The organism is Vibrio sp. S457-15, assembly GCF_000960545.1.
Classification (GTDB): domain Bacteria; phylum Pseudomonadota; class Gammaproteobacteria; order Enterobacterales; family Vibrionaceae; genus Vibrio; species Vibrio parahaemolyticus.
Window position 1 is genome coordinate 327,682 of sequence record NZ_JYOQ01000180.1, and the last position, 12,842, is coordinate 340,523.

Annotated in this window: 11 protein-coding genes; 3 read left to right on the plus strand and 8 right to left on the minus strand. The window is 44.6% G+C overall.

Annotated elements, in window-relative coordinates:
• Positions 1-60 precede the first annotated feature (60 nt).
• A complete protein-coding gene (gene exaC, locus UF05_RS23475) occupies positions 61-1,581 on the minus strand; it encodes an acetaldehyde dehydrogenase ExaC (RefSeq protein WP_045545200.1) in 1,521 nt (506 codons plus the stop codon).
• Between the two features lie 235 nt (positions 1,582-1,816).
• On the opposite strand from exaC, the gene UF05_RS23480 reads away from it, so the two are divergent.
• On the plus strand, positions 1,817-3,577 hold the full coding sequence (locus tag UF05_RS23480) for a sigma-54-dependent Fis family transcriptional regulator (RefSeq protein WP_045545201.1): 1,761 nt from the start codon (positions 1,817-1,819) through the stop codon (positions 3,575-3,577).
• Positions 3,578-3,637: 60 nt separating this feature from the next.
• Here the strand turns inward: UF05_RS23480 and UF05_RS26405 are convergent, their stop codons facing one another.
• Positions 3,638-3,775 carry a hypothetical protein gene (locus tag UF05_RS26405; RefSeq protein ID WP_005464410.1) on the minus strand — a complete coding sequence of 46 codons (138 nt, stop codon included), beginning with the start codon at positions 3,773-3,775 and terminating at the stop codon, positions 3,638-3,640.
• A 579-nt stretch (positions 3,776-4,354) separates the two neighbouring features.
• Between UF05_RS26405 and UF05_RS23485 the strand changes: the two genes are divergently transcribed.
• Positions 4,355-4,558, plus strand: coding sequence for a hypothetical protein (locus UF05_RS23485; RefSeq protein ID WP_025795131.1), 204 nt, complete (start codon positions 4,355-4,357; stop codon positions 4,556-4,558).
• Between the two features lie 10 nt (positions 4,559-4,568).
• Here the strand turns inward: UF05_RS23485 and UF05_RS23490 are convergent, their stop codons facing one another.
• The 6 genes from UF05_RS23490 to UF05_RS23515 form a co-directional block, all read right to left on the minus strand.
• Positions 4,569-5,096 carry a hypothetical protein gene (locus tag UF05_RS23490; RefSeq protein WP_031810517.1) on the minus strand — a complete coding sequence of 176 codons (528 nt, stop codon included), beginning with the start codon at positions 5,094-5,096 and terminating at the stop codon, positions 4,569-4,571.
• Positions 5,097-5,326: 230 nt separating this feature from the next.
• Positions 5,327-6,775, minus strand: a complete 1,449-nt coding sequence (gene gnd, locus UF05_RS23495) for a decarboxylating NADP(+)-dependent phosphogluconate dehydrogenase (protein WP_015296824.1) — start codon at positions 6,773-6,775, stop codon at positions 5,327-5,329.
• A gap of 39 nt (positions 6,776-6,814) precedes the next feature.
• Complete coding sequence (gene pgl / locus UF05_RS23500; protein ID WP_017448949.1) at positions 6,815-7,531, minus strand: 6-phosphogluconolactonase; 717 nt, start codon at positions 7,529-7,531, stop codon at positions 6,815-6,817.
• Positions 7,528-9,030: a glucose-6-phosphate dehydrogenase gene (gene zwf / locus UF05_RS23505; RefSeq protein ID WP_005500460.1), complete on the minus strand. Its 1,503-nt coding sequence runs from the start codon at positions 9,028-9,030 to the stop codon at positions 7,528-7,530. Before zwf ends, pgl begins: the two co-directional genes overlap by 4 nt.
• A 654-nt stretch (positions 9,031-9,684) precedes the next feature.
• A complete protein-coding gene (locus tag UF05_RS23510; protein ID WP_020838957.1) occupies positions 9,685-10,371 on the minus strand; it encodes a response regulator in 687 nt (228 codons plus the stop codon).
• Positions 10,368-11,987: an ATP-binding protein gene (locus UF05_RS23515; RefSeq protein ID WP_025508073.1), complete on the minus strand. Its 1,620-nt coding sequence runs from the start codon at positions 11,985-11,987 to the stop codon at positions 10,368-10,370. Before UF05_RS23515 ends, UF05_RS23510 begins: the two co-directional genes overlap by 4 nt.
• Before the next feature lie 495 nt (positions 11,988-12,482).
• Between UF05_RS23515 and UF05_RS23520 the strand changes: the two genes are divergently transcribed.
• Positions 12,483-12,710: a hypothetical protein gene (locus tag UF05_RS23520; RefSeq protein WP_005500455.1), complete on the plus strand. Its 228-nt coding sequence runs from the start codon at positions 12,483-12,485 to the stop codon at positions 12,708-12,710.
• Positions 12,711-12,842 lie beyond the last annotated feature (132 nt).

Here is a 12,842-nt window from a genome sequence, read left to right on the forward strand (position 1 = left end):
CCAATAAAAAACCCCGAAAATTCGGGGTTTTGATTTCGTATTTAGCTTAAAACATCAAACTTAGAAAAAGCCTAACGGGTCGATGCTGTAGCTAATCAGTAAGTTCTTAGTATTTTGGTAGTGATCCAGCATCATCTTGTGCGTTTCACGGCCGATACCCGATTTCTTGTAGCCACCAAACGCTGCGTGTGCAGGGTAAGCGTGGTAACAGTTGATCCAAATGCGACCAGCTTCGATATTACGGCCCATGCGATATGCCACGTTTGCATCACGCGTCCAAACGCCTGCACCTAAGCCATACTCCGTGTCGTTCGCTATTTCCAATGCTTCCGCTTCATCTTTGAACTTAGTGATAGCAATCACTGGGCCAAAGATTTCTTCTTGGAAGATTCGCATCTTGTTGTGGCCTTCCAGCATTGTTGGCTGAATGTAGTACCCTTGACTGATTGACTCTGGCTGTTCTGATACACCGCCACCAAAAACCACTTTTGCGCCTTCTTCACGGCCGATTTCTAGGTAACTTAAAATCTTATCAAACTGTTCTTGAGAAGCCTGAGCACCAACTTGAGTATCGGTATCGAGCGGGTTACCTTGCTTGATTAACTGCGCACGTTCCGTCAATTTATCTACGAACTTATCGTAAATCGCTTCATGAACCAGAACGCGAGATGGACAGGTACAAACTTCGCCTTGGTTGAAGAAACCAAGTAACGTACCTTCAATACACTTATCGAGATACTCATCTTCGTAGTCGAAAATATCTGAGAAGTAGATGTTTGGAGATTTACCACCCAACTCAACTGTCGATGGGATCAAGTTGTCTGCCGCACATTTTAGAATGTGATTGCCAACTTGTGTTGAGCCCGTAAACGCGAGTTTTGCAATACGGTTGCTGGTTGCTAACGCTTGGCCTGCTTCTGAACCAAAGCCGTTTACAACGTTGATGACGCCCGGAGGAAGCAGATCACCGATTTTTTCCATCAAAACTAGAATGGACGTTGGCGTTTGCTCTGCTGGCTTCAATACCACACAACAACCCGCCGCAAGTGCCGGTGCCAGTTTCCAAGCCGCCATCAACATAGGGAAGTTCCAAGGGATGATTTGACCAACTACGCCAATCGGCTCTGGGAAGTGATAGCTTGCCGTGTGCTCATCCAGCTCCGCCGCACTGCCTTCTTGTGCGCGAATACAACCCGCAAAGTAACGGAAATGATCCACCACCAAAGGTAAGTCCGCCGCCAAGGTTTCACGAACTGGTTTGCCGTTTTCCCATGTTTCTGCAACCGCAAGTTCTTCTAAATGCTCTTCAATACGGTCTGCGATTTTCAGCAAGATGTTAGAGCGTTCGGTCACGCTGGTTTTCGCCCACTTTGCTCTGATGTTGTGTGCAGCATCCAATGCTAAGTTGATATCTGCCTCGCCAGAACGGGCAACTTTACAATACGCTTGCCCATTGATTGGTGAGATATTGTCAAAGTACTCACCGCCCGTTGGTTTTACCCATTCCCCACCGATAAAATTATCGTAATGCGATTTGAAATTAACGATGGCATTTTCACTACCTGGCTGTGCATAGATCATAACTCTTCCTTTTGTTTCTCGTTCATTAACGACGGTGTCGTATCGCACTGTTCACAAAGAGCATTACGCAAGTCACACGCCAACTACGCCACACTTGTTGTTAATTAAATGTAAAACTATGATTACCAAGCGATAACAAACCAAGTGAGCGATGTTTGAGCGGATGTATGGTGTGAACACCAATGTTCAAGTGTTCCAAAATGGCACACCCTCACTGTGACAAAATGGTACAGTCATGGAACTTCAACACATTAGCGATAACAATTGGCTTTCAACTTCATGGATCCGAAGTGAACAGGCGGGTTTAAAACAGCGTCGACGCCCTGAAGATATTCGAGTGACACCAGCGACACTTCAAGATAGGCGTCACCAACTCAACTTCTTATTGGAAACCGTCACCCAGTTTGCTCTCCCGCTGTTTAATCAGCTTTTTGCTCACAGTGACAGCCGCTTAATTCTGACGGATGCCGACGGCGTCATCATCGGCAGTTGGGGGCAACCTAAGTTCCGCGAAAAGTTGACCGAAATAGCGCTGAGTTCGGGGGCGTGTTGGCAAGAAAAGGTCAAAGGCACCAACGCGATTGGGACTGCGATCATTGAAGCAAAACCGGTCTCTGTCATCGGCGATCAACACTTTATCCAACACCATCGTTTTATTAGCTGCTCGGCCAATCCTATTTTCGATCATCTTGGTCATTTGATTGGCGTATTAGATATCACCAGCGAGCAAAAGAAACATGACTTCTCAACGCAGGTGCTGGTACAAAACATGGTGCAGCAGGTTGAAAATCAATTGCTTAACTTGATTCCACAAGGGCATATTCGTGTGGATTTGGCGTGTGAGAAAGGCTTACTGAACAGTGGGTGGCAAGGGATTATCATCGCCAATGAAGATGGACAGATTCTTGCGCACAACCAAGTTGCTTCTCAACTCCTCGCGCAACAAAACGTCATCGGGCAATCGCTCGACGACATTCTTTCTATCCAGAGTGCAGACCATCCTTTCGTGTTCAAAACAAAGCCGCTGACCGACAAAAAAGTGAAGTCTCGTTCCGTTACCGCTTCCAATGATCTGCATTATGGTGATTCCACTGTCGAGCATTGCTGGCAACAAGCCAATCGAGTTATCGATAAAGACATCAGTTTACTGATTCTCGGAGAAACTGGGGTTGGTAAAAATGAGTTTGTAAAAGCGCTACATAAAAACAGCCAGAGAAAAACTGGCCCTTTGGTTTCCGTCAACTGTGGCGCACTACCGAAAGATTTGGTTGAGTCCGAATTGTTTGGCTACGTAGCTGGTGCATTTACTGGCGCAAACAGCAAAGGCTATCAGGGTAAAATTCGTCAGGCTCATAAAGGGATTTTATTTCTGGATGAAATCGCCGACTTACCGTTAGAAGCTCAAAGCCGCTTGCTTCATGTGCTTCAAGATAAGACTGTACTTCCCGTTGGTTCAAACCAAAGTGTTCAAGTCGATACGCAAATCATCGCGGCCACGCATAAGGATCTCGATAGCTTGGTTAGCGAAGGATTGTTCCGTCAAGATTTATACTATCGCCTCAATGGTTTGATCATCGAATTGCCTCGCTTTGAAGAACGAGATGATAAGCAACAACTGATCGCGAATATCCATCGACGTCATGCTGAATCTGAACAACAACTCTGTCCTCACCTACTTTCTCTGCTGCTTTCTTACTCTTGGCCAGGAAACCTGCGAGAACTCGATAGTTTAATCAAAGTATCCGCGTTAATGGCGCAAGGTGAAGAAACGTTGGAGCTCGCTCACGTACCGACTCACCTGAGTAAGAAGCTCAGCCAAGCTCAAGACGTAACAACCGCTGCAGAGCCAACATTAAAACTGCGTGCAACCGTCGAAGACAAACTGCTTAAAACATATCAAGCAAATCAGGGCAACATCAGTAAAACCTCTCGTATGCTTGGCGTGAGTCGAAATACGATTTATAGAAAGCTGAAAAGCCTCGGCATATTGGGTTAATCCATAACCTCAGATACAAAAAGAGCACCTTTGCGGTGCTCTTTCTATTTGAAACCTAGCTTACAGGCCGCCTTGTTGTTGCGCCTGTTTTACTAATGCCTGACGTTGAGTTTCCTTCTCAGAGATCACTTGGTTGTCCTTGTGTATTTCCTGATCCAATTCTGCCGGAATGAAAACAAAGTACTTGTTAAGAGTCATCTTAGAACCTCAATTTGTTGTGTTAATCACCTTCTTGGTCAACGTAAACAACACCAGAAAAACACGTTTTACTGGATCCTTGTTGCTGGTTTCAAAAAATAAAGGATGTTCATTTATTAAACATCCTCCATGTGGGCGCTAATTATAGGCGTAGTTCAAAGGCTTACCTAGCACTCTTTTTCGCCTTTCTTGCAACCTTAGTTTCATTCTCAAAACTGATGCAATCACACATATTCAATAAAGTATTGTTAAACAAAGAAAAGTGATTTTCGATTCTATAAATCAACAGGATGAGAAGCACTTCCCCTGCACCTTATAAAATTAAGGTAGGCGACGTTTTAAATTACAAATTCATGCATAACAGTCACTGGCCTGTGCAGTAAAATTCTTTTGACGTGATAATCAAATAAGCTCATATCGCTGCAACTTCATCCACAAATTTGTCTACCAGTTCAATATTTCACCTTTTTTGAGAAATCTTTAGCCACTTTTTTGGGTGAAAATGCCAAGAAAGGAAGACAATTTAAGTGTGGAATATGACCACACTTGTCTATCCCCACTCAGCTTTGGGAGGCGTTTATGAAAAGTAACAAACTTGGCCATGTGATGTCTTTCAGCAGAATGTTTTCCTTCATTGCGTTTTTGACGGCCACATTCGCATGGATTCTCAGCATGTATGCCCTATTCACTGTTTCTGTAGTGGCTCTTGTGGTCAGCGCAATTCTCTACCTCAAAGACAGGTTCTATCAAAACAAGAAAACGACCACAAAAAAGAGCGCCTAGGCGCTCTTTTCTATTGAATATTATTGTCCTTTGACTTGATATAGTAATCAATCCGTTCTAACTCGTGAAAATAGCCATACATACCAATACGGTTAATCTCTGGTTCTAAGCAGTATTTTTCTTCTTTTACCATAGCCTCTACAAACATGCCACTTGATGCAATCGTGAAAGGCGGACACGCTGAGTAACCATTATTTTCCGCAATATACTTCAATCGCCCAAATTCAAAAATTTGAACTGGAATAGAAATAATAAGAGATAAAACGACACTTATTGTTATCAAATGAATCGGAACTTTGATTAACTTTGTCATTCGATCAAATAGGATATAAACCATTAATATTGGGCAAAAGAGTAAGCTTGCGATACTTAAAACATATGACGCATCAATGTAGACCACTTGAAAATCACTACTGATCTGACTCGGTAAAGATTCGAAAGCAAAATGATGATAAAGGCGATAAATGGAATAAATGATCAGCAATAGGAACATAAGCAACACGAAAGCTGTGTGAAATGGATGCTTCTGTTGTGTCATTTTCTATTACCTTGAACCTTAAAGTTGAAGATGCGCCAGTGAGCAGCTTAACTTCACTCTTCGAAGAGACATACTTAACTGATAAAGCATGCTCTCGTATTTCTGGAAGGTGCGAAAAGAGTCAAGGTTTGATGTAACTTTTAAATCTACCAATATCTCAATATCTTACAGACACAAAAAAGGATGCCACTTGGGCATCCTTTTACATTTAGTCGGTTTACTTAAAACGATTACACGTCGTAAGTTGTAGACGCTGTGTTACCGCCTGTGCCCGTCCAGTTAGTGTGGAAGAATTCACCACGCTCACGGTCGATACGCTCGTAAGTATGAGCACCGAAGTAGTCACGTTGAGCTTGCAGTAGGTTCGCAGGTAGACGAGCTGTTGTGTAACCGTCTAGGAACGTTAGTGCAGAAGTCGTACATGGCATTGGGATGCCTGCTTCTAGAGACTTAGCTGCAACTTTACGCCATGCTACTAGGCTGTTTTGTAGGATACCTTTGAAGTAATCATCAGAGCCTAGGAATGCTAGTTCTGGGTTTGCTTCGTATGCATCACGGATGTTGCCTAGGAACGCAGAACGGATGATACAACCACCACGCCACATAAGAGCAACGTTACCGTAGTTTAGGTCCCAGCCATTCTCGTTTGATGCTTCGCGCATTAGCATAAAGCCTTGAGCGTAAGAGATGATCTTAGACGCTAGAAGCGCTTGACGTAGTGCGTCAACCCACTCTTGCTTGTCACCTTCTACTGGCGTGATTGTCTTGCCGAACAGTTTCTCAGCTTCAACACGTTGATCTTTTAGTGCAGATAGGCAACGAGAGAATACTGACTCAGAGATAAGCGTTAGTGGAATACCTAGGTCTAGTGCGTTGATACCCGTCCATTTACCTGTACCTTTTTGGCCAGCAGTGTCTAGGATTTTTTCAACTAGAGGTTCACCATCTTCGTCTTTGTAGCCAAGGATGTCAGCTGTGATTTCAACTAGGTAGCTATTTAGCTCAGTGTTGTTCCACTCAGCGAATACCGCTTGCATTTCATCTGCAGACATACCAAGACCGTCTTTCATGAACTGGTAAGCTTCAGTGATCAGCTGCATGTCGCCATACTCGATGCCGTTGTGAACCATCTTCACGAAGTGACCTGCACCATCGTTACCAACCCAATCACAACAAGGCTCGCCAGCGTCAGTTTTTGCAGAAATGCCTTGGAAGATAGGCTTAACCGCTTCCCAAGCTTCTGGAGCGCCGCCAGGCATGATAGATGGGCCAAAACGGGCACCTTCTTCACCACCAGATACGCCAGTACCGATGAAGTGGATGCCTTTTTCGCGTAGTGCTGCAACGCGACGGTTTGTATCTGGGTAGTTCGTGTTACCACCGTCGATGATGATGTCGCCTTTGTCTAGTAGAGGGACTAGAGCGTCGATGAATTTATCGACAACGTCACCTGCGCGAACCATTAGCATCACTTTGCGTGGCGTTTCTAGCTTCTCTACTAGTTCTTCTAGAGAGTATGCACCGATGATGTTCGTGCCTTTCGCTGGTCCTTCCAGAAACTCGTCTACTTTGGCAGCAGTACGGTTGTGAGCTACCACTTTAAAACCGTGGTCGTTCATGTTTAGGATAAGGTTTTGACCCATTACTGCTAGGCCAATTACACCGATATCACCTTTCATTGTTTCTCTCCAATTGTCTTTCATTGACGAGCAAGCGCATTAAGCGATTTTTGCTGCTGCGTCCAAATCTAAATACCATTCCGTCAAACCCGCTTTTGCATGGATCTTCGCCGCCGGATATGGAAGTACGTTAGCTGGTGAACTGTTGATTTCTTCAACAATGTCCGCTTTACCCGCGCCAAGTACTAAATAACTAATGCGTTTCGCAGCTTCTAATACGCGTGCGGTTTTCGACACACGAAGTTGGCCCGATTCAGGATGCGCAGCTACAAGAGATAGGTTCGCATCATCATAATTCGTTTGGCCAGGGAACAAAGAAGCTGTGTGACCATCTGCACCAACGCCTAATAAGATCCAGTCAAACACAGGTGTACCGTTTTCAGTCGGGATCACCTCTGCCATCTCTTTTGCAAAGCGCTCTGCTTCTGCTTTAGGCTCATCTTCGCCGCGGATACGGTGAATGTTTTCCGCAGGAATATTTACTTGGCTAAACAGCAATGTGTTTGCTTCACCGTAGTTGCTTTCTGCATCATCAGGTGCCACGCAGCGTTCATCACCCCACCAGAAGTGAAGGTTTTGCCACTGAATCGACGTTGCGTAAGCCTCAGAAGCCAACAGTTTAAACAGCATTTTAGGAGTGCTGCCGCCAGAAAGAGAGATGTGAACAGGTCGGCCCATTTCGCTGAACGCTTTCATGTCGTTAGCTAGGCTTTCTACTACCTGCTCCGCAGTTTGATAGATCTTATGGTTGATCATAGTTCACAGTAGTCCGTATCTGTTAGGTTTTTACATGGGAAACGCCAAGCGCGGTTGTCACGCTGAAGCAAGTCATCAGACTCTTTAGGACCCCATGTACCACATGCGTATCCGAAGAGTGATTGAGGATCTTGTTTGAAGTCTAAAATTGGCTGAACGTACTGCCAACATGCTTCAACTGCATCGCTACGTGCAAATAGCGTCGCATCGCCATTTAGAGCATCAAGTAGAAGACGCTCGTACGCAGTTAGCATTTGAGTCTCTTGCAGGTCTGCGTAGTGGAAGTTCATTTTCACTTCCTTCGCTTTAAAGCCTGCGCCTGGTTCTTTCAAACCAAAGCTCATCTGAATGCCTTCGTCTGGCTGAATACGAATGATCAGTTTGTTTTCCGGCGCATTTTGGCCAAACACTGGGTGCGGTGTTTGTTTAAAGTGAATAACCACTTCAGTAACGCGAGTCGGAAGACGCTTGCCAGTGCGCACATAGAAAGGTACACCATTCCAACGCCAGTTGTTGATGTAAGCTTTTAGACCAATGTACGTCTCTGTACGAGAATCGTCCGCTACGCCGTTTTCTTCACGGTAACCTGGAAGGTGTTGGCCACGCACGTCTGATGCAGTGTACTGACCAAGTACAAGATCGTTACGTAGTGCTGTTTCATCCAGTGGTTTTAGGCATTGAAGCACTTTCACCACTTCATCACGCATTGAATCTGCGTTGATTTGTGCTGGTGGTTCCATACCGACCATTGCCAATACTTGTAGCAAGTGGTTTTGGAACATGTCGCGCACAGCGCCAGAGTTGTCGTAGTAACCACCACGCTCTTCTACGCCAAGGAATTCAGCGCCTGTGATTTCCACGTAATCAATGAAGTTACGATTCCAAAGCGGTTCAAACATCGCGTTAGAGAAACGGAAAACAAGTAGGTTTTGAACCGTCTCTTTACCTAGATAATGGTCGATACGGTAGATTTGATGTTCTTGGAAGTGCTCGTGAATCTCTTTATCCAACGTGCGTGCTGACTCAAGGTCGTAACCGAACGGTTTCTCGATGATCAGACGTTTCCAGCCATCTTCCTCATTGTTCAAACCATGTGCTGCAAGGCTTGCAGGGATCACACTGTATAGGCTTGGAGGTGTAGCTAGGTAGAAAAGCGTATTACGTTGTTCGAATTGATATTCGTCGGCAAGTTGGTCTAAACGTGTTGCCAGCTTGCTGTAATCTTGCGTGTCAGAAGTGTTAATTGCTTGGTAATGCAGATGGTTGATAAATGCATCAAGCGTTTCTGGCTCGGTTTTTTCCATTTCTTGAAGCGATTTTTTCAGCTTCTCGCGGTAGGACTCGTCACTGTATTCAGTACGACTTACGCCAAGAATGGCAAAACTCTCTGGAAGCTGCTTGTTCGCATAAAGGTGGTATAAAGCAGGAATGAGCTTACGATATGTAAGGTCACCTGAAGCACCAAAAATAACGATGCTGCTGTTTTCTGGTATTACCATCATCTTTCCCTTAAAAACGAGGTACTTATTGTGTGCCCGGATACGGCTAAAGGATGAGCCAACCCTATCAATGACACTCAAAAATAGAAAATTGGTCTTACCTATTACGTTGATAGGTAAAGTCTATAGGCCCAAAGAACCTCAAGAAGTTGCGCTCCTAATCATCAGAAACACGACGTTTTGAGGCCATTTAGGTCACTTATGTCTCAAGAGCACAACCTTGCGCTCAGTGGAGGAAAGTCCGACACGGGGCAGTATTGTCTACGACTATTTGATTTACATCAACACTTGGCTGTGCAAACGTTTAAATAACTTACTTAAAACGTCATAAATGTTTGTATTTTATGGATAAAAAAAGTAACACTTAAGTTAGTTAAAATTTAAGCAAAAACTCTAATTCGGACAAAACTTACCCACACTTGCAATCCATTACATAATAAGTGTGAAATAAGCCAAATCTATTTCCTCTGTGCAAATGTGTTAATCCGATTTGTTTTCATGGGACGAATCACTACTACGCCCTCATCTGTCAAAAACAACTTCATCAACCTTTTCTTTTAAAGATTATTTTTAGCTGATACAAAAAAGCGGTGACTAAAAATCACCGCTTTAACTATTTTATACGCTCAAAATACGATCTGGGCTCACGCTTTGTTACCGTATCACTTTTTTATAACAACGTTCCGGACGACCTACCGTGCCGTAGTTTAGATCCGCTTCTAGTTCACCCGAGCTGATCAAATATTCCAAATAACGTCTTGCCGTGGTTCGGCTAGCGCCAATCTTTTCTCCTGCTTCATCAGCCGTTAGCGCGGCTTCCCCAACAAACAAGTCGCGAATTTTATCGAGCGTTACGCTATCTATCCCTTTAGGCAAGCGTTTAGGGCAACTGTCCGTTCCTGTATTTGATTGCAACATGCGGTCAACCAAACCTTGATCGAGGCTTTCCGCGACATCCAGCTGTTGGCGCTGAGTGATGTATTTTTTAAGTGCCGCTTCCAAGCGTGGGAACATGACGGGTTTCAACAGATAATCCACCACACCTCCGCGCATCGCTTGCTGTAGTGTGTCGACATCCCGAGCCGCGGTAATCAAAATTACATCACAAATTTGATTGTTTGAGCGCAGCGTATTTAGTATCTCCAACCCTGTACCATCCGGCAGATAAACATCCATCAAAAGCAGATCTGGCTTGAGCACTTCGAGCTGCATTTCCGCTTCTAATCGCGTCGTTGCAATGCCAACCACATCCAACCCTGCCAATTGGCTCAGGTATTTGTGGTGTAATTCAGCAATGGCAATGTCATCTTCAATGATCATCACTCGCGTTGCCATGTTCATACTTGTTCTTCCTTTGGCAAATACACGGTTATTCGCGTTCCATGTTCTGTGTTTGGTAGCATTTCAACATGCCCGTGATAGCGGGTCGCTAATTGGTTCACTAGGTGCAGACCTACCCCTCTATTTTGTCGAGATTTTGTCGAAATGCCTTTTTTGAAAAGGGTTTGAGGTTCAATGTTCTCTGGCAACCCACATCCGTGATCGCTGACTTCTAAAATCACTTCGTTGCCGTAATCGCTAACCGAGACTTCGATGTTTCGACGCTCTGATGCAACGTTGGATTCATTGCGAATAACGCTCAAAGTCGCATCAAACGCATTGTCGATCAAGTTGCCTAAAATGGTGACCAGATCTTCCGAATTTAACCATTCAGAAAGCGGCTCCAAGCGACTGCCCTCCTCGACCACCAGCTGCAAACCCAGTTCTCGTGCTCGCTCTGTTTTTCCCAACAACATACCTGCAATAAGCGGATCTTTTATGGTATCTCGCAAAAACTCGATCATGGCTTGATAATGGGCGGTTTCTTGTCCGATGAGCTTTTGCACAGCCTCAAGCTCACCCATTTGTACTAACCCACTGATCGTATTGAGCTTGTTTCTATGCTCGTGAGTTTGAGAACGCAACAAGTCCGCATATTCTTTGGTTTGCGAGAGCTGCTCCGTAAGCTCATTGATCTCGTCGCGCAAGCGAAAACTTGATACTGCCCCGACAATCTTTCCTTCCACAAAGATGGGTGAGCGGTTCGCAATTAAACGCTTATGATTAAGGAAAATTTCAATGTCGTGATCTTCTTGACCCGTTTCAAGAACGGTATATAAGTCGCTGTCGCGTAATGTATCCGTAAGCGGTTTGTTGAGCGCCTTATCTCTGTCAATGCCGAGAATCTGGCAAGCACTGCGGTTGATGGAACGAAGCACACCTTGTGCGTCAATGCTGAGTACACCTTCTTTGATAGTGCTCATGGTGACTTCCAGTTCACCATACAGACGGCCGATCTCTTCTGGTTCGAAGCCTAAAATCGCGCGCTGGAATTTTCGAGACGCGTAATTGGACACCACGGCATTTGCCACCACTACGACGACAACCATCAAAATTAAAAAAGCGAGGAATGGCTCAATGCGATCTTGGAGCCTGTCGAGCAAATACCCCACCGATACCACACCAATGATGTTACCTTGCGCGTCGAATATCGCCGCTTTACCGCGGACGGAATAACCCAAAGAACCGCGCGCTGTAGACACATAGGATTGACCTTCGACCAGAGCTCGTTGGTTGTCGCCCCCTTTCATAGGCTTACCAATTCGCTCATCTACCGGATGAATTAAGCGCACGCCTTGGTTATCCCCAATCACAATAAAGGCCGCACCAATCGCTTTAGTGAGTGCGCGAAAGGACTCTTGATAAGGTTCTGGCTGCTGAGCTTCCACCATCTCAATGACGATTTCAGACTCTGCGAGGAAACGGGCAACACCGAGTGCCTTTTCACCCATTTCGTGTTCTTGATTGACTTTGAGGTAGGTAAAACCTGCGGCGACGAGCAGAAGTAACTCGATCAAGCCCGAGAGCGTCATAATGACCAGCATGCGCTTTCTAAAGCTGATGGTTCTCCAACTCATGGTACATCCTTACCGTTAACCCACTTCCACGTCACTGTGGTGTTGTTCTAAGTTAACATCGAGTTAACAGCAAGGCTTAGATCAGATGATAAATCTGTGAACACGGCAAACAAAGCGTGACTTTTATGGTGAATTAATAGGCGGCGTGAAACATAAAATTACATCCATTCATCAGGCACAATATTCCTTGCTGATATTCAATGGTATACATAAATTGCCCTTTAAAGCATGATTGCGATCACACCAAATTTAGCGGTTTTTGAGGCACATTGAGACTTTCCATCGTATAATTTTTAGTCAAGAAGCCACAAAGAGCATCTTATAAGAAAGCAGTGAAGCTGGAAGTCTATTATTAGCTCAACATTGAAGTCAGGCAATTTGGAAATAACTTAATAAAAATACAAATACTGACTATATGACAAACACTTAGACACCATCTGCAAACTGGAAAACTATAAACAGAGGTGAATTTATAGTTTAGAAGGAACACCAAACATGGAACGCGATACATTTGGAATTTGCCTGAATAAGGCTATGCTGTCAGAGAATATGTATTCAACTTTTACACACGTCAGGGCTTATGAAAAAAACGGAGGTAATGCTTCGGATCTCAAGGTGTTACTCTCGTTTCCTCAAATGAGCGGTAAAGATTTGTTGAACACGATGCGTGGTTCTCGCCAACTAGAATGGCGAGCGGAATTCCACTGCCCTCGTATGAAATAAACTCTTAACAACCTCGCGCTCAGTGATTGGCGATGCTGAGCGCTGATTTACCCTTAATTCTTCCTTTCAACCACTTAACAGCGTGAGTTGATTACTTTATATTAGAGCCAATACTCTACAACAAAGTAGCCA

Excerpts from the sequence above, each read along its gene's own strand:
- UF05_RS23510 (WP_020838957.1), bottom strand. The coding sequence starts at position 10,371 with ATGAACATGGCAACGCGAGTGATGATCATTGAAGATGACATTGCCATT.
- UF05_RS23490 (WP_031810517.1), bottom strand. The coding sequence starts at position 5,096 with ATGACACAACAGAAGCATCCATTTCACACAGCTTTCGTGTTGCTTATG.
- UF05_RS23480 (WP_045545201.1), top strand. The coding sequence starts at position 1,817 with ATGGAACTTCAACACATTAGCGATAACAATTGGCTTTCAACTTCATGG.
- UF05_RS23515 (WP_025508073.1), bottom strand. The coding sequence starts at position 11,987 with ATGAGTTGGAGAACCATCAGCTTTAGAAAGCGCATGCTGGTCATTATG.
- zwf (WP_005500460.1), bottom strand. The coding sequence starts at position 9,030 with ATGGTAATACCAGAAAACAGCAGCATCGTTATTTTTGGTGCTTCAGGT.
- UF05_RS23485 (WP_025795131.1), top strand. The coding sequence starts at position 4,355 with ATGAAAAGTAACAAACTTGGCCATGTGATGTCTTTCAGCAGAATGTTT.
- UF05_RS26405 (WP_005464410.1), bottom strand. The coding sequence starts at position 3,775 with ATGACTCTTAACAAGTACTTTGTTTTCATTCCGGCAGAATTGGATCAG.
- UF05_RS23520 (WP_005500455.1), top strand. The coding sequence starts at position 12,483 with ATGGAACGCGATACATTTGGAATTTGCCTGAATAAGGCTATGCTGTCA.
- pgl (WP_017448949.1), bottom strand. The coding sequence starts at position 7,531 with ATGATCAACCATAAGATCTATCAAACTGCGGAGCAGGTAGTAGAAAGC.
- gnd (WP_015296824.1), bottom strand. The coding sequence starts at position 6,775 with ATGAAAGGTGATATCGGTGTAATTGGCCTAGCAGTAATGGGTCAAAAC.
- exaC (WP_045545200.1), bottom strand. The coding sequence starts at position 1,581 with ATGATCTATGCACAGCCAGGTAGTGAAAATGCCATCGTTAATTTCAAA.